Origin of the sequence: Arthrobacter sp. Bi83 (genome assembly GCF_918698095.1) — a bacterium.
In the GTDB taxonomy this organism is placed as follows: Bacteria; Actinomycetota; Actinomycetes; order Actinomycetales; family Micrococcaceae; genus Arthrobacter.
In genome coordinates this window covers 34,276-58,511 of the sequence record NZ_CAKKLY010000024.1, presented here as the reverse complement: position 1 = coordinate 58,511, position 24,236 = coordinate 34,276, and the positions used below count along the sequence as shown (strand labels likewise).

At 67.0% G+C, this 24,236-nt stretch carries 21 protein-coding genes and 1 pseudogene; 7 read left to right on the top strand and 15 right to left on the bottom strand.

The features are described 5' to 3' along the window. Positions 1 to 13: 13 nt before the first annotated feature. The 5 genes and pseudogenes from LQ144_RS12860 to LQ144_RS12850 form a co-directional block, all read right to left on the bottom strand. Positions 14 to 3,514 carry an ATP-dependent DNA helicase gene (locus tag LQ144_RS12860; RefSeq protein WP_230119098.1) on the bottom strand — a complete coding sequence of 1,167 codons (3,501 nt, stop codon included), beginning with the start codon at positions 3,512 to 3,514 and terminating at the stop codon, positions 14 to 16. Continuing rightward, positions 3,511 to 4,890 (bottom strand): PD-(D/E)XK nuclease family protein, encoded by a 1,380-nt coding sequence (locus LQ144_RS23135; protein ID WP_354962152.1) that lies wholly within the window; start codon positions 4,888 to 4,890, stop codon positions 3,511 to 3,513. Before LQ144_RS23135 ends, LQ144_RS12860 begins: the two co-directional genes overlap by 4 nt. A gap of 143 nt (positions 4,891 to 5,033) precedes the next feature. Then, complete coding sequence (locus LQ144_RS23130; RefSeq protein ID WP_354962151.1) at positions 5,034 to 5,111, bottom strand: hypothetical protein; 78 nt, start codon at positions 5,109 to 5,111, stop codon at positions 5,034 to 5,036. An 805-nt stretch (positions 5,112 to 5,916) separates the two neighbouring features. Further along, positions 5,917 to 6,879 (bottom strand): annotated as a pseudogene (locus LQ144_RS23125) (UvrD-helicase domain-containing protein); the annotation flags it as partial. Beyond that, a complete protein-coding gene (locus tag LQ144_RS12850) occupies positions 6,876 to 7,292 on the bottom strand; it encodes an MGMT family protein (protein WP_230119097.1) in 417 nt (138 codons plus the stop codon). The pseudogene LQ144_RS23125 and the gene LQ144_RS12850, both read right to left, overlap by 4 nt. 131 nt (positions 7,293 to 7,423) lie before the next feature. On the opposite strand from LQ144_RS12850, the gene LQ144_RS12845 reads away from it, so the two are divergent. From LQ144_RS12845 to LQ144_RS12830, 4 genes are all read left to right on the top strand, one after another. Next, a complete protein-coding gene (locus LQ144_RS12845; protein ID WP_230119096.1) occupies positions 7,424 to 8,134 on the top strand; it encodes a 3'-5' exonuclease in 711 nt (236 codons plus the stop codon). 296 nt (positions 8,135 to 8,430) lie between these two features. Continuing rightward, the gene (locus LQ144_RS12840) at positions 8,431 to 9,366 is read left to right on the top strand and encodes an ABC transporter substrate-binding protein (protein WP_230119095.1); all 936 of its coding nucleotides are present in this window, start codon (positions 8,431 to 8,433) and stop codon (positions 9,364 to 9,366) included. A 3-nt stretch (positions 9,367 to 9,369) separates the two neighbouring features. Further along, positions 9,370 to 10,131 carry an amino acid ABC transporter permease gene (locus LQ144_RS12835; protein WP_230119094.1) on the top strand — a complete coding sequence of 254 codons (762 nt, stop codon included), beginning with the start codon at positions 9,370 to 9,372 and terminating at the stop codon, positions 10,129 to 10,131. Then, complete coding sequence (locus LQ144_RS12830) at positions 10,128 to 10,865, top strand: amino acid ABC transporter ATP-binding protein (protein ID WP_230119093.1); 738 nt, start codon at positions 10,128 to 10,130, stop codon at positions 10,863 to 10,865. Before LQ144_RS12835 ends, LQ144_RS12830 begins: the two co-directional genes overlap by 4 nt. Positions 10,866 to 10,997: 132 nt before the next feature. On the opposite strand, the gene hemL is transcribed toward LQ144_RS12830, so the two are convergent. The 8 genes from hemL to LQ144_RS12790 form a co-directional block, all read right to left on the bottom strand. After that, on the bottom strand, positions 10,998 to 12,329 hold the full coding sequence (hemL, locus tag LQ144_RS12825) for a glutamate-1-semialdehyde 2,1-aminomutase (RefSeq protein WP_230119092.1): 1,332 nt from the start codon (positions 12,327 to 12,329) through the stop codon (positions 10,998 to 11,000). A 5-nt stretch (positions 12,330 to 12,334) separates the two neighbouring features. Then, positions 12,335 to 13,426 carry an LLM class flavin-dependent oxidoreductase gene (locus tag LQ144_RS12820; protein ID WP_230119091.1) on the bottom strand — a complete coding sequence of 364 codons (1,092 nt, stop codon included), beginning with the start codon at positions 13,424 to 13,426 and terminating at the stop codon, positions 12,335 to 12,337. Beyond that, the gene (hemB, locus tag LQ144_RS12815) at positions 13,423 to 14,406 is read right to left on the bottom strand and encodes a porphobilinogen synthase (protein ID WP_230119090.1); all 984 of its coding nucleotides are present in this window, start codon (positions 14,404 to 14,406) and stop codon (positions 13,423 to 13,425) included. Before hemB ends, LQ144_RS12820 begins: the two co-directional genes overlap by 4 nt. A 10-nt stretch (positions 14,407 to 14,416) precedes the next feature. Continuing rightward, positions 14,417 to 15,409, bottom strand: coding sequence for a uroporphyrinogen-III synthase (locus LQ144_RS12810; RefSeq protein WP_230119089.1), 993 nt, complete (start codon positions 15,407 to 15,409; stop codon positions 14,417 to 14,419). Positions 15,410 to 15,430: 21 nt separating this feature from the next. Then, the gene (hemC, locus tag LQ144_RS12805; protein ID WP_230119088.1) at positions 15,431 to 16,429 is read right to left on the bottom strand and encodes a hydroxymethylbilane synthase; all 999 of its coding nucleotides are present in this window, start codon (positions 16,427 to 16,429) and stop codon (positions 15,431 to 15,433) included. Beyond that, complete coding sequence (locus LQ144_RS12800) at positions 16,426 to 17,667, bottom strand: ferrochelatase (RefSeq protein WP_230119087.1); 1,242 nt, start codon at positions 17,665 to 17,667, stop codon at positions 16,426 to 16,428. The genes hemC and LQ144_RS12800 overlap by 4 nt, the downstream gene beginning before the upstream one ends. Further along, the gene (gene hemQ / locus LQ144_RS12795) at positions 17,664 to 18,365 is read right to left on the bottom strand and encodes a hydrogen peroxide-dependent heme synthase (protein ID WP_230119086.1); all 702 of its coding nucleotides are present in this window, start codon (positions 18,363 to 18,365) and stop codon (positions 17,664 to 17,666) included. The genes LQ144_RS12800 and hemQ overlap by 4 nt, the downstream gene beginning before the upstream one ends. Positions 18,366 to 18,454: 89 nt before the next feature. Continuing rightward, entirely contained in the window at positions 18,455 to 18,622 is a 168-nt protein-coding gene (locus LQ144_RS12790) for a hypothetical protein (protein WP_230119085.1), read from the bottom strand. On the opposite strand from LQ144_RS12790, the gene LQ144_RS12785 reads away from it, so the two are divergent. Then, positions 18,612 to 19,478, top strand: coding sequence for a hypothetical protein (locus LQ144_RS12785; protein WP_230119084.1), 867 nt, complete (start codon positions 18,612 to 18,614; stop codon positions 19,476 to 19,478). The two genes, LQ144_RS12790 and LQ144_RS12785, sit on opposite strands and share 11 nt — an antisense overlap. Positions 19,479 to 19,637: 159 nt before the next feature. Here the strand turns inward: LQ144_RS12785 and hemG are convergent, their stop codons facing one another. Both hemG and hemE read right to left on the bottom strand, forming a co-directional pair. Next, positions 19,638 to 21,110: a protoporphyrinogen oxidase gene (hemG, locus tag LQ144_RS12780; protein ID WP_230119083.1), complete on the bottom strand. Its 1,473-nt coding sequence runs from the start codon at positions 21,108 to 21,110 to the stop codon at positions 19,638 to 19,640. 4 nt (positions 21,111 to 21,114) lie between these two features. Next, positions 21,115 to 22,209, bottom strand: a complete 1,095-nt coding sequence (gene hemE, locus LQ144_RS12775) for a uroporphyrinogen decarboxylase (protein WP_230119082.1) — start codon at positions 22,207 to 22,209, stop codon at positions 21,115 to 21,117. 158 nt (positions 22,210 to 22,367) lie between these two features. Here hemE and LQ144_RS12770 point away from each other — a divergent pair, with 158 nt between their 5' ends. Continuing rightward, the gene (locus LQ144_RS12770; RefSeq protein ID WP_230119081.1) at positions 22,368 to 23,717 is read left to right on the top strand and encodes a glutamyl-tRNA reductase; all 1,350 of its coding nucleotides are present in this window, start codon (positions 22,368 to 22,370) and stop codon (positions 23,715 to 23,717) included. A gap of 271 nt (positions 23,718 to 23,988) precedes the next feature. After that, positions 23,989 to 24,234, top strand: coding sequence for a hypothetical protein (locus tag LQ144_RS12765; RefSeq protein WP_230119080.1), 246 nt, complete (start codon positions 23,989 to 23,991; stop codon positions 24,232 to 24,234). The last annotated feature ends 2 nt before the right edge of the window (positions 24,235 to 24,236 follow it).

Sequence of the window (24,236 nt, the reverse complement as noted above, 5' to 3'; positions counted from 1 at the left end):
ATCCCTCAGCTGCCTAGGGCTCTGGAACCGCCAGGGCCGCTGTGACAATTGACTCGAGCTCACCGGCAGAGGCGAGGTCATGGGGGCGCACAACCTGGTTGTCCGCCACGTAATAGAAGGCAGCCCGCACCTCGTCGACTGGGACGCCCTTCAGTCTTGCCCAGGCCAGCCGATAGACCGCGAGCTGGACGCTCTTCGTCTTCAGCTGCCCCGCTGACGGGCGGCGTCCGGTCTTCCAGTCAACGAGGTCCCAGCCGCCGTCGGCGTCCCGGAACACGGCATCGATCCGGCCGCGGACCACAACGTCGCCCACCCGGGTTTCGACCGGCACCTCGACGTGGGCGGGCGAGCGGTGCGCCCATTCGGATTCCCTGAACGTAGCCACCATGTCCTCCAGGCCATAGGCCTCGTCAATGTGGTTATCGGATCCGGGGGCTTCATCGATGTCCAGCATGCCGGCCGTTCCGAAGTATTCTTCCACCCAAGCATGAAATGCCGTGCCCTTCCGGGCGGACATCCCGGGTTCCCGGGGGATGGGTCTCCGGAGCCGTTGCAGCACCGCTCCGGCGTCTTCCTCCAGGTCAACGAGGGTGGAAGCGGAAATGTGTCCGGGCAGGTGGACGTCGCGGCTGCGCGCCCGGCGGGACCGGCGCTCAAGGAGCCGGGAAGCTTCCCTGGACCAGTTCGCAGCTTGAGGCCGGAGCGCGGACACGTGCCCGCGCGGCGGCTCCAATTCGGGCTCCGCGCCTTGCAGTGTTCTGAGACGGGTGGCGGCTATTTCCTGTAGCAGCCGTTCAGCGGCGTGGTCCATTGCCGCCCGCCTTCCCGGGACAAGCCGGAGCCGCCTCCCGGTGCGCGGATCGACAGGCCCCTCCAGGGGGTCGTACGGCCATACGGCCACCTCAAGGTCCTGGGTGAGGGGACTTTTGTCTGGCAGGGATTCCTCGTCCACCGAATCAGGGTGGACTTCGCCCGCCGAGACTCCTGCCGGAACGGAGCCGGATTTCCCGCCGACTCCGGCCAGCGGCGCCAGCTCCGCGAGGAATGGTGACATCTCAGCCATTCCCGCCCGGGCACCGACCCAGGCGGCGCTGGAAACCCACAGCACGTGCTTGGCCCGCGTATACGCAACGTAAGCGAGCCGCCGTTCTTCTGCTTCCCCGTGTGTTTGGACGGCAGCCTTGAAGTCCTTCTCGGCGTCCAGCCATCCTTTCTGGTCAGGCTGGTCCAGATCCCACTGGGGCAGGTCTGCCCGGTCGCCGCGGAGGGGCCAGGGAAGTGCCGCCGAGCCGCTGCTCCACCGTGAATCGCGGCTGCTCGGGAACGCCCCGGAGTTCAGCCCCGGGACAAAGACCACATCCCATTCGAGTCCCTTTGAAGCGTGCACCGTCAAGAGCTGGACCGCTTCATGGTTAACGTCGGACGGCGGCACATCAAGGCCGCCCTCCTCAACCGCCGCGGCTTCAAGCCAGGAGAGGAAGGCGAGGACATCCACACGTTGCGACGTCTGAAGAAAACCCGCCGCCGCGTCCTGAAAGGCGTCCAGGTTCCTCCGGGCCTGATGGATGCTGAACCCGGGCCGGGCTGCGACCTCAATATCCAGCAGCATGGCCCGTTCCACCTCGCCCAGGAGGGTCGTGAGGTCGTCCCCTATGAGTCCGCGCAGCTGCCGCAGCTCCGTGGCCAGCCTGTGCAGACGGTCCAGTGCCGGCACCGTCAGCGTTCGCCCCTGCGCCGAAGTCCAACCCTCCTTGGGCAGCCAGTCCAAGGCTTCCACCAGGCTGGCGGCGTCTGTGAGGTCCCCCTCGACGACAACATCGCCGGAGGGGCCCTCCTCGGCAATGGCAGCATCGGCCGCACTCTGCCCGCGCCGACGCGCGAGGAAGGACGACCAGTCACGGAACGCCATAAGGTCCGCAGGACCGATTCGCCATCGCGCGCCGGCCAGCAGCCGCATCAGGGAATCCGACCGGCCAGGATCAGCAAGGACACGGAGCGTGGAGACGAGGTCCACGATCTCCGGAGTGTCCAGCAGTCCGCCGAGTCCCACGATTTCATACGGGATACCGTTGGCTTCGAGTTCCCGCCTGATGCACTCCATTTGGGCACGCCGGCGGCACAGCACTGCCATAGCGGGCGGAACTGGTGCGCCAGCGGACTGATCCTCGAAATCGGTCACCCGAAACTTCAGGAGGTCCCGGGCAATCGCCGCCGCCTCCTCTTCATCCGTGGCAAACCGTCCCATGACTACACGGCCCTTGACCGCCACCGGGCTGGGCTGCAGCGGCGGCACTTCAACAGCGGCCGCCGACTTCCGCTGACCCGCAGGTCCCGCCGCCGCTGCTGCAGCGCTCAATGGCGCGGAGATGACGTTGGCCGCCTCGAGAATGTTCCGGCCGTTCCGCCACGCGGTGGTCAGGTAGGAGGTTGGGGCTGGGCTAAACCGGGGCGAGCCTGACTCCTCAGCCACTTTGACGGGGAACTCGCTGACGAAGTGGAACAGCTGACCCGCTGAAGCGCCGCGGAAGCCGTAGATGGACTGGTTGGGGTCTCCCACGGCGGTGACGGCGTGCCCGTCTCCGAACAGCCTGGAAAAGAGGACCAATTGCGCGTGCGAAGTGTCTTGGAATTCGTCCAACAGCACCACTTTGTATCGCTGGCGTTCCATATCGGCCGCGAGGGGGATCTCCCGGGACACCCTCGCCGCCAAAGCAACGAGATCGCCGAAATCCAAGGCGCCGCGTGCTCTTTTGGCCTCGGAGTAGCGACCTACAAGATCGGCCACACTGGCCCTTGTCCGCAGCATCGCGCCGAGATCGAGGGCCGCCTGGCTCGGGTTCTTCTTCGCCTCTGCCACGTAGGGAAGGCCCTCGAACGCGGCGAGCCGCTCCATGAGCCAGGCCTGAACCTCGCCCGGATCACGGAGGTGCTCTGCACACTCGCCGGCGAGCTGGATTACGGCCTGGACCAGCGTGGACTTGGCCACTCGGAAATGGGAGTATTCGCCGTCGAACGTCTCGACGACCTCGCTTGCCAACTGCCAGGCCTGGGCCCCGCCCAGCAGCACGACATCGCGCTCGATGCCGAGACGGAGGCCGTAGTCCGAGACGATGCCGCTGGCGAACGAGTGATAGGTGGACACCTTGGGCTCCAGGGCATCGGCGCTCAGGAGCCCGGCAGGGAACAGCGTGTGCCCGGCATCCGCTGCCGCGATCCGATGCAGGGCGCCAAGCTTTGCCCGGATACGGCTTGCCAGTTCACCGGCCGCTTTCCTGGTGAACGTGACGCCGAGGACTTCTTCTGGTTTGACCCAGCCATTGGCGACCAGCCAGACGACTCGGTCAGCCATGGTGGCGGTCTTTCCGGAGCCGGCACCGGCAATGACCAGTCTGGGGGTCAGCGGCGACGAGATAATGGCCGATTGTTCTGCTGTGGGCAGGTTCTTCTCCCCCAGCAGGGCGGACAGTTCTTCGGGGCTGAACATGGCTGCGGGGAGGTCTGCGGTGTGACTCATTCTGTGACCTGCTTTCCCCGTGCGCACAGCGGACAGACTTCCGGAAGCCGACAGCCATGACCGCCAAAGCTGCCCTTGGAAGGATCGTGTCTGGCTTCGAATTCACGGCCGGACATGACCTCGGCAGCGCCCTTCACCATGTCCAGTGCCCAGTTGTCCTGCGGATCCAGCGGATCCTGGTGCTGGACACCGGGACTCTTGGACGTGGTGCCCAGCTGGGCGAGTACGGCACCGCCCGGCTGGGCATCGGCGGTAATGCCTGGGCCCTCGAATCCCCCCGCCAGCACCGCCGCCTGATAGGCGCCAAGCTGGGGATGCCGGCCGAGCTCGGCTTTGCCGGGCTGCCTTTTGCCCGTCTTGAGGTCAACGATCACGAGCCGGCCATGGCAGTCGATTTCCAGCCGATCCACCTGGCCGCGCAGGACGGCGGAACGGGCAGTCCGGTCGGCGCCGGCATCTGTCTGGGGTTCGGCTCCGGCCTGGCTCAGCTGCACCTCGAAGTCCTGCTCCACGCCGACGAGCTGTCTGCCTTCGCTGCGCATCACCAGGATGTACTGCGCAAGTTTCCGCACCATGGATTCCGCCCGCTGAAAGTCCAGCCGCCCTTCCCAGTTGTCTTTCATCCCCAGGGCGGGCCAGCGCCGGACGAGCTCTGCGAGATATTCGGAGCCGGAGCCCTCAGGAAGATCCTGGGCGATCGAATGCACCAAGGTGCCCAGGCTCCGGGCGAAATCGGTGGCAGCCTCTCCGCCCGCCGCCTGGATAAACCAGTCCAGCGGCGATTTCTGAACAGTCTCAACCTTTGAGGGCGAAACGTACACCGTGCCCCCGGGCGGCACAATACGATCGTCGGATGTCAGGGGCGCCAGCCCCCACCAGGTGTCGGGGTGTGCCCCGGGAACGGGAGGATCCGCGGTCGCGAGGCGGCCCAGGACACGGACTGCTTCCTCAGATTCGGCAGCGAACCTGCCGTCGAGCTGTGCGTACTGGCGCAATTCGGCCACAAGGGCACGGAGCGTCAAAGGCCGTTCCACAGGAGTGAACCCCCTCGAGTCCTGGCCGGGGCGCAGCGGAGCGACGTAATCCAGAAATGAGGAGGGCTGTTCATCTTCCGACGCCACGGCGGTACAGATCAGTACTTCCCTGGCCCGCGATACCGCCGTCGAGAAACTGCGGAGTTCGTCGTACCGGATCTCCCGGAGCCGGCTCAGCGGGCCGAGCTGGAGCGCGTGTTCCACGCCGTGTTCCACGGCGTCGGCGAACAGCGTGCTGCCCAGCAGTTCGCCGCGGAGCCGGGTGTTCGGCCACACGCCTTCCTGAAGTCCTGCCACGATGACCAGTGGCCACTCCCGTCCTGCAGCGCTGGCAGGGGTCATCAGCTCCACGGCGTCGTCAACCTGCGCCCGCGCCGCCAGCGTGTCCATGGGCAATTCCTGGTTGAGCAGGTACTCAAGGAACTGCTCCGGGCCCGAACCCGGCATCTGATCGACATAGCGTTCGGCGGTGTGGAACAGCGCCATCATCGCGTCCAAGTCACGGTCAGCCCGCGCCCCGACGAGTCCGCCGGACAGAGCCGCTGCCGTCCAGGCTGCCGCAAGACCAGTGGAGTTCCACAGCGCCCACAGAACAGTCTCGGCGTTCGCCCCGGCTTCGGCAGCGGCCCTCCGGCCCGCCTGGATCATCTTCGCGACGCGACGTGCTGACCGCCCCTCGATCCCCAGTGACGCGAGCGCCCCGGGCTCCCCTAGGGCCTCAACGAGCAGCGAGTCGCTGGAGCGTCCGCCGCCGCCCAGGATTTCCTCCCGGCGCAAGGACTGGCGGAGCCTGCGCAGCTCAAGCGACGTTGCGCCCCCGATTCGTGAGGTCAGCAGCGACACGGCGGACTCCGGAGTCAGGAGGTCAGAATCAAGGGCCACGGCATAAGCGTCAAGCAACGGACGCACAGCGACTTCGTCGCGGACGGCGGACTCCGCCACGGGAATCCGTACGGGAATGCCCTGACCGGACAGATAGCGCTGGAGCTGACTGAGCTGGCCGCCGTTGCGGACAATCACGGCCATCTCCGCCAAGTCGCGGCCGTCGTTTATCTGGGCTTCAAGGATCCTTTGCGCCACGTACCGCAGCTCATGGACCGCCGACGGCAGCAGATGTGCCTCCACCGTTCCATCGAAATCCTCGCCGTCCCGGGCGGCCGCCTCCACACCGGTGCCGCTGTCGCCGTCGAGTTCATCAAGGCGCCGGGCGAGCTGCCCACCTGCCCGAAGGGAGATCCGGTCCGCGACGCCCAGCCACGCCCTCGCCACGGCGGGCTTGTGCCGGTGCGCGTGGCGGAGCGGCTTCTCCAATGCCTGCCTCCCTTCGTCAGCGCCTGCCAGGAGGCGCGGAAGCTCCGCAACAAGGTCAGGCCGCGCCCCCCTGAACCCCTGGACAACGGTGTCCGGGGAGGACGTGACGTAGACGTCCTTGCCGCTGGCAATATCTGCCAACAGCTCAAAGACCGCCGGGTTGGCTTCCTGAACATCGTCAACAAGGATCAGCTGGAGGCGTTCCCGCTCCGCGGCCAGAAAATCGGGACAATCCTGGAACAGCTGCCGGGCCGCCGTGATGATCCCGGCAGGGTCAAAAGCCTCGGGCATGCGGAGGTCCAGGACATCCCGGTATTCGGCGTACAGTGCAGCGGCCGCGATCCAGTCCGGCCGGCCGCACTCGCGCCCCAGATTCTCAAGGTCCTCGGGGGTTCGCCCGGATTCAATGATCCGGTCGAAGAGCTGCCGCACTTCCTGCCGGAAGCCTCTGGTGGGCAGCGCAGCATCAAGATCGGCGGGCCACGGCAGTCCCAGGCCGGGCAGGGCGTGGCCTTCCAGCAGTTCCTTGATGATCAGGTCCTGTTCCGGACCGGACAGCAGCCGCGGGGCACGGGGCAACGGCAGGATACCTTCCGCCTTGGCGCGCCTGATGAGATCGAATGCATAGGACGCCCAGGTTCGGGCGGGAGTGGTACTTAGGCTGCGGTTCAGCCGAGCCGTGAAGCGGTCACGCAGGGTGTCCGCGGCCAGCCTGCCAGGCGCCAGAATTAGCACCCGCTCCGGATCCGTTCCGTTCATCTCTACCCTGCGGACCGCCGCTTCTATGAGAACGGTCGATTTTCCCGTGCCGGGCCCGCCAGGGACCAGCACGGGACCGGAGCCTGGCGCCACCTCGACCGCGGCCAGCTGGTCCTCGGATAGGACCGGAACGGCACTGTGGATCTGGCGCGGCGGCAGGAGCCGGAGACCGGTCCCGGCCAGCTGCGGGGCGGTCGCGGGGGTTTCCCAACGCGCCCCCGGCTCGGGGAAGGGTGCGGTTTGCTGGATGGTTACGGTCACTCAGACATTCCATCATCCGCGACTGACAATTTATGCAGCGACGCCTCCAGGCCCTCGGCGATCACGTCCAGGGCGTCGAACTCTGAATCCGAAGGCGCCCACCGTGCCGTAGCCAGGTCCACGCGCCAGCGGCCGTCCCCTGTCCTTGCGAACCGGAGGAAGTCGCCGCGCAACGGGGTTCCCTCGCGGAGATAGAACTGGAGGGCTTGGGACTCGAGGCCCTCCGGCGCCTGCCCGCTGGCCTTGAGGACCCGCCACCATGGCACGGCGTTTCCATGGTGGCTCATGACAGCGCCGATCTGGCGCGGGCCGCCGGATCCGAGCAATTCAGCAACGTCCCCGTAGGCAACGGCCGAGCCGGCGGGGATGAGCCCGACGACCGCCAGCACCGCCTCCACATACTCCGTCCGCATGGCTTCAGACTATCGGCCGCTCTGCCTCCCGGCCGAACCCCGCAAGTGACCCGCGCAGCAGCCCGACGCCAGTTCCGGCGGAGCCCGCGACACGGTCCGAAACTGTCAGTGCCAGCCGGTAGCGTGTAGCCATGAGCACTTGGAACACCCTCCCCCGGGCCGCCTTCGACCTCGAAACCACCGGCCGTAATTCCCGCGCCGCACGAATCGTGACGGCCTCCGTGACCGTGGTGGACGCCTCCGGAGGCGTGATCCAGGAACATGAGTGGCTGGCGGACCCCGGCGTCGAGATTCCCACGGAAGCGAGTGACATCCACGGGATCACCACCGAGCACGCACGCAGCAATGGCCGGCCAGCAGCGGAAGTCACCCGGGAACTCGCAGCGGTACTTCAGGAGCTCTTCGACGCCGGAGTGCCGGTGATCGCTTTCAACGCCAGCTACGACTTCACGGTCCTTGCCGCCGAATCGGCCCGGTACGGCGTCCCGCAGCTAAGCAGGTTTCCGGTCCTCGACCCGTACATCATGAATAAGCAGGTGGACCGTTACCGCAAAGGCAAGAGGACGCTGACGGCACTGTGCGACGAGTACGGCGTGGACCTCGAAAACGCCCATACCTCTGCCGCGGATGCCTTGGCGACTCTCCGCATGCTGGATGCGATGGCCGGCAAGTTCCCCAAGCTGAAGCTGCCCGCCAGCCAGTTGCACCAGCTCCAGATGGATTGGGCCGTCAGCCAGGCGGCGGATTTCCAGCAATATCTCCGCAAGACCAAGCCGGCCGCGGTGATCGAGGGAGACTGGCCTGTCCTGCCCCCTGAAGACGCCAGCCGGGGCGACTTCTGAGGTCTGCGACGCAACTCACACGCAGAGGAATGCCGCCACCGACACAAAAGGAACTGGTCCAGATTCCGCAAACGGGCTTCATTTGCAAAGGAAGCACTTACGCCGCACCGCGCATCTGAATTAGATTCAGCAATAGAGATATTTCCTCGCGATTAATTCGGCTCAGCCCCTATTCAGCGGGTGGTGAGATGATTAAGTTTTGCGGTCCGGCTCTGCTATGGCAGTCGTCTTCGCGCTGACTGCGCGACTGGACCGCCCCCAAATCCTCGTGAAATCTCTATGAAAGTGATTGCTTGATGAAAATCAAAGCTATGAAGTGGCTGACCAGCGTTCCCGTGGCAATTGCCGTGGCCGTCTCCCTGGCCGCATGCGGCGGCGGCGCCGCTGCGCCCAGCGGGTCGCCGACCGATGCCCTTGCAGGCAGCGATCAGACCTCGCTGGACAAGTACACCACCAAGGACGTCACCGCCTTGGACAAGATCGACAAGTCCAAGCTCGGCCTTCTCAGCGAAGGAACACTCAGCGTCGGCACGCTTTCGGATGCCCCGCCGAACATCTTCATCGACAAGTCCGGCAACTTCACCGGATTCGACAACGAACTGCTCAAGGCGATGGCCGCCAAGCTCGGACTGAAGGTGGAGTTCGCGGCCACCGATTTCTCCGCCCTGCTGGCCCAGGTTCAGAACAAGAAGTTCGACGTCGGATCCTCCTCGATCTCCACCACGGACAAGCGCCGCGAATCCGTTGGGTTCACCAACGGCTACGACTTCGGCTACATGGCAGTCGTTGCCAAGACCGACTCCAAGATCAAGGGCTTCAAGGACGTCAGCAGCGACCAGCGCGTCGCCGTCGTCCAGGGCACCGTGCAGGACGATTACGTCACCAACACGCTCAAGATCGAGCCGGTCCGTTTCCCCGATTACAACACCGCCTACGCCAACGTGAAGAACGGCCAGGTGGATGCTTGGGTAGCCCCTTCCCAGCAGGCTGACGGCCAGGTCAAGAGCGGCGACGGCACCGCCATCGTCGAGAAGACCATCAACACCCAGAACTTCACGGCCTACGCGGTGAACAGCAAGAACCAGGCGCTGACCGACGCGCTCAACTCGGCCCTCGACGCCGTGGTCGCCGATGGTACCTGGTCCAAGCTGGCCAAGCAGTGGTACCCGGACCGTGAAACCCCCAAGAACTGGAAGCCGGGCAGCAAGGCTTCCGCACTCCCGGCCTCCTAGCCTATGGATTTCGCCCAGTTTCTTGACACCTTTTTCAACTGGGAGGCGATGGCCCAGGTCATCCCCTCCCTGTTGACGGTTGGCCTTCCCAACACGCTGATCCTGGCCGTTTTGTCCGGCATCATCGGCTGCGTTCTCGGCATGCTCCTGGCCATTATGGCCATCGCCCGCAATGCCGTGCTGCGCTGGATTTCACGGGTTTACACGGACATTTTCCGGGGCCTGCCTGCTGTCGTCACCATCCTGATCATCAGTATCGGGCTCGGCCCGGTGGTGAAAGACATCACCGGCAGCAGCAATCCCTACCCGCTGGGCATCATGGCTCTGTCCCTGATGGCAGCGGCGTACATCGGGGAGATCTTCCGGTCCGGAATCCAGAGCGTGGAGAAAGGCCAGCTGGAGGCGTCCCGGGCACTGGGGTTCAGCTACGGATCGTCCATGCGGCTCGTGGTGGTGCCGCAGGGCATCCGCCGCGTCCTGCCGGCGCTGGTCAACCAGTTCATCGCGCTGATCAAGGACTCGTCCCTGATTTACTTCCTGGGCCTGCTTGCGTCGCAGCGGGAAATCTTCCGCATCGGCAACGACGCCACGGCAAACTCTGGGAACCTGTCCCCGCTGGTAGCCGCGGCGTTGCTTTACCTCCTGTTGACCATCCCGCTGACGCACCTGGTCAACTACATCGACAACCGTCTGCGCACCGGACGGCCGGAAAAGAAACAGCCGGACGACGCCGCAGCACTGATTGGGAAGGGAGCGCAGCCATGAGCGAATTCGCGTCCGGTTCACTGACTGGCAAGAACCTGCACCTCTCCTTCGGCAGCAACCATGTGCTTCGGGGCATCGACCTGCACGTGGAAACTGGAACGACTGCGTCGGTCATCGGCCCGTCCGGTTCCGGAAAGTCCACCCTTTTGCGGGTCATGAACCGGCTGATCGAACCGGACCAGGGTGACATCCTGCTGGACGGGCGCTCCGTGCTGAAAGACAACCCGGACGAGCTCCGCCAGCGCATCGGCATGGTCTTCCAGCAGTTCAACCTCTTTCCGCACAAGACCGTCGTGGAGAACGTGGCTCTCGCGCTGCGAAAGCTGCGGAAGCTGCCCAAGGACCAGGCGCGCGCCGAGGCCCTGGAACAGCTGGACCTCGTGGGGCTCAAGCACAAAGCGGACTCGCGACCGGCCAACCTCTCGGGAGGCCAGCAGCAGCGCGTGGCGATCGCACGCGCGCTGGCCATGAAGCCGGAGGTGATGTTCTTCGATGAAGCGACGTCGGCCCTGGACCCCGAGCTCGTCAAGGGCGTCCTGGCCCTGATGGCCGATCTGGCCAAGGGCGGGATGACCATGGTGGTGGTGACCCACGAAATGGGCTTCTCGCGGAACGTCTCGGACACCGTCACCTTCATGGACGGCGGCGTTGTGGTGGAATCCGGCCCGCCGGAACAGATCTTCACCGGTCCCCGCACCGAGCGGCTGCAGGGCTTCCTGTCCGACGTTCTCTAAGGTCGTAGCCAAGGTCGCATTACCGTTCATGCCCGGAGGGCAAGGATGCAGAAAATCCCCGGTCCTCGGACCGGGGATTTTCCGTTTCCGGCACGGGCGGTGATAACCCGCGCCCGGGAGGACGACGGCGGGTCAGGCCTTGGCGGCGGCGGCCGCCTTCGCGGCGGCAGGCAGGGCTTCGAAAATTCGGTTCATGGCGGCGTCGTCGTGCGCTGCCGAGAGGAACCAGGCCTCAAATACCGATGGCGGGAGGTACACGCCCGAGTCCAGCATGGAGTGGAAGAAGGGCGCGTAGCGGAACACATCCTGCTTCTGGGCGTCGCTGTAGTTGTGGACGCCGTGCTGCGAGGTGCCGAACGCCACCGAGAACAGGTTCCCAGCGCGCTGGATGGAGTGGTCCACGCCGGCCGCGTCCAAGGCGGATGAGAGGGCCGAGGAGAGCTCCAGCGAGCGGGCGTCGATGAACGAGTAGACCTCACGGGTGGCGTGCGTGAGGGTGGCAACGCCGGCGGCCATGGCCACCGGATTGCCGGACAGTGTGCCGGCCTGGTAGACCGGGCCGAGCGGGGCGAGGTAGTCCATGACGTCGGCGCGTCCGCCGAGTGCCGCCGTCGGCATGCCGCCGCCGATCACCTTTCCGAAGGTCAGCAGGTCCGGGGTCCACTTTTCGGTGGACTCTGCGGCCCCGCCGGTCAGGCCCCAGTAGCCGGAGTAGCCCGTGCGGAACCCGGTGAGGACCTCATCGACGATCAGCAGAGCGCCGTGGGCGGCCGTGATGCGCGACAGCCCCGCATTGAAGCCGTCACCGGGGGTGACGACTCCCATGTTGGCGGGCGCGGCTTCGGTGATGACGGCGGCGATGTTGGGGCCGTGCTCGGCGAACGCGGCCTCGACCGCTCCGAGGTCGTTGTACGGGAGCACCAGGGTTTCGGCAGCCGTGGCTGCGGTGACCCCTGCCGACCCGGGAAGGGCCAGGGTGGCAACGCCCGAACCGGCCGAGGCCAGCAGGCCGTCGAGGTGGCCGTGGTAGCAGCCGGCGAACTTGATCACGAGGTTTCGGCCGGTGAAACCCCGGGCAAGCCGGACGGCGGTCATGGTGGCCTCCGTGCCGGTGGACACCATGCGGAGCCGCTCCACGGCGGAAACGCGTTCCTTGACGATCGCCGCCAGGTTGGCCTCGTCCGGGGTGGACGCGCCAAAGGACAGCCCGCGGTCCACGGCTGCGTGGACCGCTTCGAGGACGGCCGGGTGGGCGTGGCCCAGCAGTGCCGGACCCCAGGAGCAGACCAGGTCAACGTATTCGTTGCCGTCGGCGTCCGTCAGGTACGGACCCTTGGCCGAGACCATGAACCGCGGAGTGCCGCCCACGGAGCCGAAGGCCCGGACCGGGGAATTGACTCCGCCCGGCATCAGCTGGCGGGCGCGGTCGAAGAGTTCCTCGTTGCGAGGCATGCTGGAAGTCATGCGTCCTATTCTTTCAGGAGTTCGTTGACGCGGGGTGCCACAACCGTTCCGAGCAGCTCGATGGAGCGCATCATGGCGGCATGAGGCAGCGATCCGCTGCTGTATTTGAGATCGAAGCGGTCCGCCCCAAGGTTGTGCTTGAGCCGGACGATCTTTTGTGCCACGGTCTCGGGCGAGCCAACGTAGAGGGCGCCCTCGGGTGTGCACATCGCGTCGAACTCGGCGCGGCTGCCGGGGCCCCAGCCACGCTCCGAGCCGATCCGGTTCCGAAGTTCGAGCCAGTGCGGGAAAAACTCCTCCCGCGCTTCCCCGTCTGTGGGCGCAACGTGCCCGGGCGAATGCGTGGCAACCTGCTGCAGGGGATGGCCGTACTTGGCCATGGCCTCCCGGTAAAGATTGGCCAGCGGCGCAAAGGAGCGCGGCTCGCCGCCGATGATCGCGAAAATGATGGGGTATCCGTATTCGGCGCAGCGGAGCACGGATTCGGGGGTGCCGCCCACCCCGATCCAGGCAGGCAGGAGGTGGTGCTCCAGATGCGGATATACGCTCAGCCCGCTCAGGGCCGGCCGGGTGCGCCCTTCCCAGTGGACGGGGTTCTGCGCGCGGACTTTGTGGAACAGCTCGAGTTTTTCCTCGAAGAGGACCTCGTAGTCCGCGAGGTCGAGCCCGAAGAGCGGGAAGGATTCGATGAACGAGCCCCGTCCCAGCATCACTTCCGCCCGTCCGTTGGAAAGCGCGTCAACGGTGGAGAACCGCTGGAAAACCCGGATGGGATCGTCGGAGCTGAGCACGGTGACAGCCGAACCGAGCCGGATCTGTTGGGTCCGTGCGGCCGCTGCGGCGAGGAAGACCTCCGGGGCGGATACTGCAAAGTCTTTGCGGTGGTGCTCCCCCACGCCAAAGGCGTGAAGTCCGACGGCGTCTGCCAGCTCCGCCTGTTCCAGCAGTTGCCGCAGGACCTGGGCATGCGGCACCGGGCTTCCGTCCGGCCCGGTCCCTGCATCACCGAAGGTGTTGAGCCCTAGGAGGATCCGGGTTGGCCCGACCGGTTCAGTGGGGCCGGCCGGAGCGGGCGAACTCACCGGAGTTTCGCTCATCTGGATTCCTTCAGCCAGCCAGCCAGCTCGCTCGCCCAGTAGGTCAGGACCATGTTGGCGCCGGCGCGCCGGATGCCCAGGACGGACTCCGTGATGGCGGCCCGCCGGTCGATCCAGCCGTTCGCCGCTGCCGCCTCGATCATGGCGTACTCCCCCGAGATCTGGTACGCAGCAACCGGCACGGGGCTCATTTCCGCGACGTCCCTCAGGATGTCGAGGTAGCTCATGGCGGGCTTGACCATCACCATGTCGGCCCCCTCAGCGAGGTCCAGTTCCACTTCCTGGATGGCCTCGCGCCGGTTGGCGGCGTCCATCTGGTAGGTCCGGCGGTCGCCCTTCAGCTGCGAATCGACGGCCTCCCGGAACGGGCCGTAAAAGGCGGAGGCGTATTTGGCGGCGTAGGCCACAACGGCGGTGTTGACGTGTCCGGCGTCCTCAAGGGCCTGGCGGATGACGCCGATCTGGCCGTCCATCATTCCGGAGGGGCCCAGCACGTGGGCGCCGGCGTCGGCCTGGGCCACGGCCATCTTGGCGTAGATCTCCAGCGTGGCGTCGTTGTCCACGTAGCCGTCGCTGTCCAGGACGCCGCAGTGGCCGTGGTCGGTAAATTCGTCCAGGCAGACGTCGCTCATGATCACCAGGTCGTCGCCCACCTCGGCCCGCACATCGCGGATGGCCTTGTTCAGGACACCGTCCGGATCCAGCGATGCGGTTCCTTCGGCGTCGCGAACCTCCGGAATGCCGAACAGCATGATTCCGCCCACGCCCAGCTCCACGGCCTCTGCGGCGGCACGCCTAAGGGTTTCGGTGGTGTGCTGAACCACGCCCGGCATGGACGCGATCGGACGGGGTTCGGCGAGGCCCTCGCGGATGAACGCGGGGAGGATCAGCTCTGCGGGGGCAAGCCTGTTCTCGGCAGTGAGCCTGCGCATCGCGGGAGTGGTGCGGAGCCGCCGGGGGCGGTGGTTCGGAAAACTCATGTCCTGTCCTTCACTGGGAGCCTGCTGCTGACGAATGGATGTCTGGGGTCGTGCCGGCTTCGGGATGGAGGGCCCGGATGACCGCCGTCACAAGCCCTTCAGGGGTGGACTCGCCTGCCGTGGCAGCAACGGTCAGGCCCAGGGCCTCAGCTTCCGCCGCGGTTGTCTTCCCGATGGCAACGAAGCGGCAGGCTCCCAAGGGTGAAAGCGCCGCGTGGATGCGGCGGGCGGCACTCGGCGAAGCCGCGACGACGGCGGCAATCCCGCCGTCGGCCATGCGGGCTTTTGCTTCCGCCGGAGTCACCAGGAATGAGCCGCCGTCGGAGTCCGCACCGCCGCCGGCCGACGTTCGGTCCGCGGCAAGGCGGCGGCCCGGCCCCGCCGGGTAGTCCACCGTGTGGTAGGCCACCACCGTCCGCACATCCGCGCCTTGTGCCTTGAGTCCGCGGGCAAGCGTGGGAGCTGCGATATCGGCCTGCGGCAGCAGCACCCTGGCCGGCCCCCCGGGCCATTCCCCGGCAAGACCAGCCGCGGACTGTTCGTGTTGGGGGACGAAGTGCACGGCGATCCCGGCGGCCTCCAGTGCGCTTCGGCTGGACGGTCCCACCGCGGCCACCCGCGTTCCCGACGGTATCCACCGACGCAAGGCCACGTTTCTTTCGGCCGCCTTGTGCTCCAGCGCCAGGACGCTGGTGGCGCTGCTGACCACGAGCCAGTCAAAGTCGCCTGCGCCCAGGCCATCGAAGGCATCGTCCAGGGCCGCCTGGTCCGCAGCGCGTTCGAAGTCCGTCAGCGGCAACAGCAGCGGCTCTGCACCGGCCAGCCGAAGCTGTGCTGCAAGGGCGCCGGCGCGTTCCGAGCTCCGGGTGATCAGTACGCCGTCGCCCGCCAGCGGGCGCCGCGTTTCAGAGAACTCTCGCGTTTCAGGAAACTCTTCTTCGGGGCGCTGCGCGTCCTGGTTCCGGGCAGAGCCGATCGCCGGACCTTCGCCGCTTCGTTCCATAAAGTGGTCCCCGCCGGCCGGTCAGGACGCTGTCAGGTCCGCGATGTCCGCAGCCCCTGCGGCCAGGAGGACTTCCGCCAGTTCGATGCCGAGCAGCGTCGCGCCAACTTCGGTCAGTCCGTCCGTGGCCCGCTTGTCGCGCACTGAAGCCGTACCGTCGACGGCGCAGACCACTGCTTCGAGGTGGAGCATGCTGCCCTTGCGGTAGGCGTAGGCGCCCACGGGGGCGGCGCAGCCTGCCTCGAGCCGGGCCAGCAGCGCACGCTCCGCGGTGACGGCAAGCCGGGTGTCTTTGTCGTCGAGGGCCGCCAGTGCCTGTGCGAGAACGCCTTGCGAACCCTCGGTGGAACCTGCTTTTCGGGGGGCATCGGCTGTGCGGCATTCGATGGCAAGGGAACCCTGCCCCGCGGCCGGCAACATGATGTCCGTCTCCAGGTATTCGGTTACGGTGTCCAGCCGGCTGATGCGCTCCAGGCCCGCAGCGGCCAGTATCACGGCATCGAGATCACAGGATTTTCCGTCCACTACGGCGTCGGTGGCGTTTCCGGGGAGGCCCGGAACGCGCCCAAGGCGGGTGTCCACGTTGCCGCGGATGTCCACGATGTCCAGGTCAGGGCGGACCGCACGGAGCTGGGCGGCCCGGCGGGGCGAGCCGGTGCCCACCCGGGCGCCCTTGGGGAGATCAGCCAGCTTGAATCCGTCGCGGGAGCACAGGACGTCCCGGACATCCACGCGGCGCGGAGTCGCGGCGAGGGTCAGCCCTTCCGCCGGGCCCGTGGGCAGGTCTTTGAGGGAATGCACGGCGACGTCGCACTCGTTGCGGAGCAGGGAGTCCCGGAGTGCGGCCACGAAGACACCGGTGCCGCCCATCTGTGACAGCGAACCCTTAAGGACGTCGCCCTCGGTCCTGACGTGGACAAGCTCCACGGGGAAACCCCCGACGGCGGCCAGCAGGTCAGCGGTCTGCTGTGTCTGGGTGAGGGCCAGTTTGCTGGCCCGGGTGCCGATCCGTACAGTCACTGCGCGTCCTGCCTCGCTGAAGGATGGGGGTCGTGGCCGGTGCCCACAGTGGTATCGGCACCGGCGATGGTTGGCTTTTCGCCGCGGAAATTTGCGCAGCACCCGGGACGGCAGACGTCGTACCAGGGCCCGAGCGGTGTCGCCGCAGGGCGGTCCGCGATGTTGTTCGCCGCGGTGCGTTCGCAGATGAGGTCCACAAGGCCTGATACAAAACGGTGGTGGGTCCCCGGCGTGGGAACGCGGGTTGCGGCGAGCCCGAGGTTGCTGCAGGTCTCCATGGCTTCCGTATCGAGGTCCCACACCACTTCCATGTGGTCGCTGACGAACCCGAGCGGAACGATCACGATGCCTTTGACTCCCTGCTTGGCCAGGTCCTCAATGGCGTCATTGATGTCTGGTTCGAGCCAGGGCACATGGGGGGCGCCGGAGCGCGACTGGTACACCAGGGACCACGGTGCGGAAAGGCCGGATTCGTCTTCGACGCGGCGCATGACCTCGGTTCCGGCGGCCAGGTGCTGGGCGACGTAGGCCGAGCCCTCGGCAAACTCGCGGGGTTCGTCCACCGAACGTCCGGCAGCATCAGCGTCACGCGTCGGGATGGAGTGCGTGGCGAAGAGAACATGGATGGGGGCCCCGGAGGTTCCGGCTGCTTCCAGCTGGGACCGGACGTCGGCGATTCCGGCGGCCGTGCCTTCGATGAAGGGTTCCACGAAGCCGGGGTGGTCGAAGTACTGGCGCACCTTGTCCACTTCGAGCTTGCCATCGAGGCCCGTCTCGGTCAGTGCCATGCCGATGTCCTCGCGGTACTGGCGGCAGCTGGAGTAACAGGAGTAGGCGCTGGTGGTGACCATGAGCAGCTTGCGGTGGCCGGCGTCGTAGGCGTCCTGCAGGGTCTGCGGGATGTAGGGGTCCCAGTTGCGGTTGCCCCAGAGCACCGGCATCCCGATGCCCCTGGCCGCCAGCTCCGCTTCCAGCGCCGCCTTCAGTTCGCGGTTCTGCTGGTTGATCGGGCTGACGCCGCCGTTGGCACGGTAGTGGTGCGACACCTCTTCCAGCCGCTCATCCGGGATCCCGCGCCCGCGGGTGACATTCCGCAGGAACGGGATGACGTCTTCCTGGCCTTCCGGGCCGCCGAACGAGGCGAGGAGAACGGCGTCGTAATCCTTGGGCGCCATCCGGCCGGCTTCCGTCACCGCGTTCACGGCAACGGCGGATTCCTGGGGACCCAGCGGGCTCATGCCAGGACCTCGGCAATCTCCCCGGCAGTGATCCGGCGGCCGGTGTAGAAGGGGATTTCCTCGCGGACGTGGTTGCGGGCCTCGGTAGAGCGCAGGTGGCGCATGAGATCCACGAGGTCCACGAGGTCGGGAGCCTCCAGGCCGAGGATCCACTCCCAGTCGCCGAGCGCGAACGAAGACACGGTGTTGGAAATAACCTGCGGGAAGTCGCGGCCCAACAGTCCGTGGTCCCGCAACATCTGGCCGCGCTCATCCTCCGGCAGGAGATACCACTCGTAGGACCGGACGAAGGGGTACACGCAGAGCCATTCGGCCGGTGCCACGCCGCGGGAGTAGGCCGGCGTGTGGTTCTTGGCGAACTCAGCCTCGCGGTGGACACCCATGGCGGACCACACTATTTCCGTTCCGGCAAACAGCTTGCTGCGGCGGATGTCCCGGATGGCCTGCTGCAGCGCCTCAGGTTTGGGCCCGTGCAGCCAGACCATGATGTCGGCGTCGGCGCGCATGGCGGAGACATCGTAGCTTCCGCGGTGGGTCACCCCGCCCTCTGCCAGGCGCGCCACGAGGGCGTCGAAATCTTCGGCAGCATCAGCGGTGCGGAGGACGTCTGCGGAGCGCTTGAATACGGTCCAGAGGGTGAAGAACTGCTCGGCTGTTTCTTCGGCTTTGGTGACAGATTCGGCAGGAGTGTGGCTCATGGATACCATCCTGCCCCTTTCATGCTCCCAAGTCGAAAAACTCCACTTCTACGGCGTGTAGAAGTGGCTTATTTCACAGCATCCTGCTGTCACAGGGGCCTGCGAATTCTCAAAGCGACGAGGCCGGCGGCACCGGCGAGGACCACGAGCCCGGCTCCTGCCCAGACCAGCGGCCAGGCAGCGCTGCCCTGCGAAACGCCAAGAACTGCGCTTTCGGACGGCGCATGCGCTGTGTAGCGGGAGTCTATGGTCGCCATGTTCATCGGGCCGGACAGTTCTGCCGCCCCCCACACTCCGGAGGCTGTCCCGGTAGCGCCGAGCCCGTGGGCGCCCAACGCCGCAGCGGGCCTGCCGATTGCCTCCGCCAGGGAATGCGTCTTCGCGGAAGTTGACGATCCGGATGCCGGAGCCGCCGCGTCCTGCGGACCAACCCCGGATGACGGCAGCGCGGGGCCCTGCGCCGGGGCTCCGGCTGCGGGGGCGGCCCCGGAGCCAGTCGACGCCGGCGAAGACGCCTCCGTGGGAGCACTTGCCGATGTCCCGGGTGGCGTAGCCGTGCCGGCGGGAGCCTGTGAAGGCGAGGAAGACGGCGCGGAAGCCGTAGCGGACGGCGAAGGGAGCGGCGCAGCCGGCGACGGCGTCGTGGAAGGCGACAGCGACGGCTCGGGCGATGTGGGCACCGACGGCACTGGGGACAGCGTCGGCACGGTCGGCGTCGGCACTGCCCGTTGCGGCACGGTGGGCGTCGGAACCGGGGACACTGGCGGGGAGAATGACGGCGAAAGGGCGGGTGTCGGAGCCGGCGGGTCCGATCGCCCCGCCAATGCTGCCGCGGCCCAGGCCTCGAGGCCCGTACCGCCGGAGCCCGAGTCACCAGGGCCCGAGTCTCCGGAGACCAAGTCGCCACTGACCGTGGCGCTGACCCTCGTGCCGGCCGGAGCCGGGCTTGAGGTGCCGCCTTCTTCCGTGTCTGTGAGAGACCCGAGGCTAACAGCGTGGGATGCAGGAACACCTGCGGACAAGACCAGTACCGCTCCGAGCGCAGCTGCTGCAGTGCCGCGCCGAAGTCCCCCATGGAAACCAGTCAGCGTACGAAAATTATCGGACTTCTGATTGACCATAGTCATCGACCCTAGACACAAATCGCCGCCGGGAAAAACTTGCGGTCAGGGCCGCCAGCAGGTATCGCGGGCGGTCGTACAGCAGCCTGGCCCGCGCCGTGCACAGGCCGGAACGGGCCCGTTCATCACCGGCTCCGGACGGAAAAACAGGCTAGTGGAGGACGTCTTGCAACTGTTTGCGGGTGTCCGCCACCACTGCGGCCAGCCCGTTTCCGGCGAGCCATCCGCCCACCAGCAGCAGTCCCTCGCTGCCGGCGCAGATCCTGCGGACCTCGGCAACCCGCTGCCGGTGCCCGACCGCGGCAAAAGGCAGCGCGCCGGCCCATGACACGACATCCCAGTCCACCAGGCTGTCCGCACTAACGGGCACGGTCAGCAGGGCGGACGCGTCGCGCATTGCCTGCTCAAGCAGCGCCGCGTCGGCGCTCAATTCCGGCGTGTCGGCGGCCGGAGCGGCGCTGTCGCGGCGGCCATACGACAGCCTCAGGACATGCCTGCCCGGGCCGGCCGCCGCCGCCAGCCAGTCCCACTTCGCTGTGGCATGGGTGAGCGCCTTGGCGCGGATGCCGGGGGTCTGCGGAGCCACCAGGATGCCGGTTCCGCGCGGACGCCGGTCCAGCTCAGGGAGATCCACAACAAGTGTTACCAGTTTGACTTCCGGGCCGGGGCCGGGCCGGTGGCCGGCCAGGGCCGGCACGGCGTCCTCAAGAAGCCCGACGGCGGCAGGACCGTCCAGCGCGATCACCAGCACACCGGCGTCGTACGTTTGTCCGTTGGCCCCGTCTTCCGGAGTCCCGGTTCCGCTGGTACGGATCCGCCAGCCGTCCGGGGTCCGCGCCGCCGAGTCCGCCCGGGCGCCGGTCACAAGCCCCACGCCGCGGCGGCGTAGATCGGCCACGAGGGCTGATACCAGGGTGTGCATGCCGCCCCTCAGCCCGGCGACGGCAGAGCCTGCCTTGGCTGCCGCTGCCCCCTCGGCGGGCCGGCGGCGCTGGGCCGCCACCGCGGCGGCCAGCGAACCGTGCCGGGTGATCCCGGCGCGGAGCCCGGGAGCCACCATGTCCACGTCCAGGAGTCCCGGATCAGCCGAGTGCACGCCGCCCACCACGGGCTCTACCAGGCGGGTCAGGACACGCCGCCCCATCCTGGCGCGGACCAGCGAGGAGACACTCGCGACATCGGCTGTGGTGCCCACGGACGCGGGCAGGAACCTGTCAAGCGAGGCGCGGAGCGAACCGCCGAGCCCGAGGGACCGGCGCACTTCGGGGTCCCACGGGTTCGCCGGAATGCCCAGCACACCCGTCTTGGGAAGCTCACGCGGGCCGTCCGGCAGCTGCACCCAGGCACCGCCGGGATGCGGGGCAACAATGTCTTTGGTCAGGCCCAGCTCCGTCGCCAGATCGGCCACGGCGCTGGAGCGCGTGGCGAACGACTCGGCGCCGCTGTCCAGGTCCAGGCCGGCGACCTCATGGCGGCCGACGCAGCCGCCCCACGAGTCCGTGGCTTCGAGCAGCGTGGTGTCCAGTCCGGCCTGCGCCAGTTCCCGGGCTGCGAGGAGACCGGAGATGCCGCCGCCCACCACCAGGGCCGTCCGTCCGGCAACAGGAGAGCTGCCCGCACCCATCGCTTTACTCCGGGGCGATGGAGTGGATAAGTTCGACGACGCGCGTCAGCACGTCCGGGTCCGTTTCCGGCGGCACGCCGTGGCCGAGGTTCAGGACATGGCCCGGCGCCGAGGCGCCGGACGCGATGACTTCCCGGACATGTGCTTCGAGCACCTCCCACGGGGCGGACAGGAGCGCCGGATCGATGTTGCCCTGGAGCGGCACGGTGCCGCCCAGCCGGCGGTTCGCTTCGTCAAGCGGCAGTCGGTAATCGACCCCCACCACGTCCACGCCGACGTCGCGCATGGCCACCAGCAGTTCCGACGTTCCGGTGCCGAAGTGGATCAGCGGTGCGCCCAGGTGCCGGACGTGGTCGAGGGCGCGCGCCGAGGCCGGAGCCACGGACCTGGTGTAGTCCGCGAGGCCCAGGGATCCCGCCCAGGAATCGAACAGCTGTCCCGCAGAGGCGCCGGCCTCCAACTGGGCGCGCAGGAACATGCCCGAGGCGTCGGCTGCCCAGTTGGCCAGCGCCGTCCAGGTTTCCGGGTCCGCGTGCATCATCGTGCGCGGGCCGAGGTGGTCGCGTGAGGGCTTGCCCTCCACCATGTAAGCGGCCAGGGTGAATGGCGCTCCGGCAAACCCGATCAGCGGCGTCTTGCCAAGCTGTGCCACGGTGAGCCGGACGGCCTCCCGGATCGGCTCCAGCGCCTCCCACGTGAGCTTGGGCAGAGCGGCGACATCGGCGGCGGTGCGGACCGGTTTGTCCAGGACCGGGCCGACGCCCGGGACGATGTCCACTCCCACGCCGGCCAGCTTGAGCGGGATGACGATGTCCGAGAAGAAGATCGCCGCATCGACATCGTGGCGGCGCACAGGCTGCAGCGTGATCTCGGAGGCAAGCTCAGGGCGCAGGCACGAGTCCAGCATGGCCACGCCTTCGCGTACCTTCAGGTATTCGGGCAGGGACCGCCCTGCCTGGCGCATGAACCACACCGGCCGGCGGCTCGGCTTCCCGCCGCGGTAGGCGGTGATGAGGGGCGAGTCGGAAGTGCGCCCGTCCACGAGCGGATGGCCTGCATCAAGAACCGTGCCATCTGATGTTGCAGCGCTAGAAGTCATGCCTTTGATTGTGCCGAAAATCGCCACTAAAAGATAACGACAGCCTGTCATCCCCTGGCCGGAATTAGCCCGCGTGGCAGGAATCACAGGCTGTTGGACCGGGCATTGCGGCCAGGGGTTGTTCTACGTGGTTGCGAAAAAGCTATGATTGTCCTGCTGTGGTTCTTTTTTCATTGGTGGCTACACACGCCGACATCGACCTCGAAACCGTTGCTCAGCTAAGCAACGGTTCTTCAGGCATCGCTACATCCTCCCTCGCCGGATCGCCGGCAGTGACGGGTGCGGTTGTCCTTGCCACCTGCAATCGCTACGAGATCTATGGCGAAGCTCCGCACGCGGATGACGTCGAAGCCGCGCGGGCCGCCCTGGTGGGACAGATCAGCGAGATGAGCGGACTCAGCGAACAGCTCGTGTCCCGTTCCTTCAGCACACGGACCGGCCCGGAAGTCAGCCAGCACCTTTTTGCCGTCAGTTCGGGCCTTGACTCCGCGGTCGTCGGAGAACGGGAAATTGCCGGTCAGGTCAGGCGGGCGCTGATTACCGCGCAGCATGAGGGCACCGCCAGCTCCGGCCTGGTCCGGCTCTTCCAGGCAGCGTCCAAAACGGCAAAGGACGTCGGTGCACAGACGGCGCTCGGGTCCAGGGGCCTCTCCATCGTCTCGGTGGCCCTCGACCTCGCGACTGACCTCTCCGAAGACGCCGACTGGTCCACCAAGAAAGTCGTGGTGTTCGGCACGGGCGCCTATGCGGGCGCCACCATGGCGCTGCTGCGGGAACGCGGCTGCAGCGACATCTCCGTCTTTTCATCCTCAGGCCGCGCGGCCACTTTCGTGGCAACGCGCGGCGGTACCGCGCTCGACGGCGACACCCTGCGCCCCGCCGTCGCCGCCGCCGACGTCATGATCGGCTGCAGCGGTTCGGACACCAGGGTGGAGGCAGCGGAGCTCAACGAGGTCCGTGCCGGATCCACCCGGCCCCTGATCGCCATCGACCTGGCACTCACCCACGATTTTGATCCCGCGGTGGGAGAGCTCGACGGCGTTGAGCTCCTAACGCTGGAATCCGTACGCCTGGCAGCTCCCCAGGAACAGGCCGAGTCCCTGACTCAGGCCAGCAGCATCGTTTCCGGCGCCGCCGAAGCATTTGAACAGGAACGCGAGGTCCGGTCCGTGGACTCGGCCATCGTGGCCCTGCGCCGCCACACCATGAACGTGCTGGACGCGGAAATGGAAAAGGTCCGCGCCCGTCACGGCTGCACCGCGGCCGCTGAGGAAGTCGAATTCGCCCTGCGGCGTATGGTGAAGCAACTGCTCCACGTCCCCACCGTCAGGGCACGGGAGCTTGCGGCCAAAGGTCAGCAGGACGATTACGTTGCCGCACTGGAAACCCTCTACGGCATCGCCGTGGAACAGCCTGCCGCCAAGGCCACGGCCGAATGCCCTGTGGACCACGGCGTACCGGCTCCCTCCCAGCTCCCTGAGGCCGGGTCCCGCAGGAACTCCGCCTAGCCTTCTGCACCTGCGCCTGCACGGGTCCTCGGGCCGCTGAGCCGTCGGGTGTTGGCATCGCCGGGTCCAAAAACGCAACACCGAGGCCGGACTGAAGCCCAAGCTTTCCATAGGTTTTGTGCGCACCATTGGGGCTACCGCGACGCCTACTTGGAGGTGCGACCTTGGATTCACGTTCACGCACAATTTCGGGCCCGGTCCTCAGCCGACGACGATTCGGACTGGTAGTAGGTGGTCCATCCGGACCACCCGGTGACCAAGACGTGTTGCCATGGCCGAGCTGATAGCCCACGACGGACGGGCCTTCCGCGACACGTCCAGCCCGTCGGCGCCTGCACGGCCAATTTCCGCCACTGGCCCCCTGCGGACCAGCATCGTCAATTTCGGCGCTGCCGAGCGCTATGACATGCTCCTGCGACCGCCTGCGACCGGGACCTACAAGCTCACCGTGGACCTGCTGCACTGGATCACCGGCGAAGTCATTATGTCCCGGCAAATTCCGATCATCGCGGGGTGATA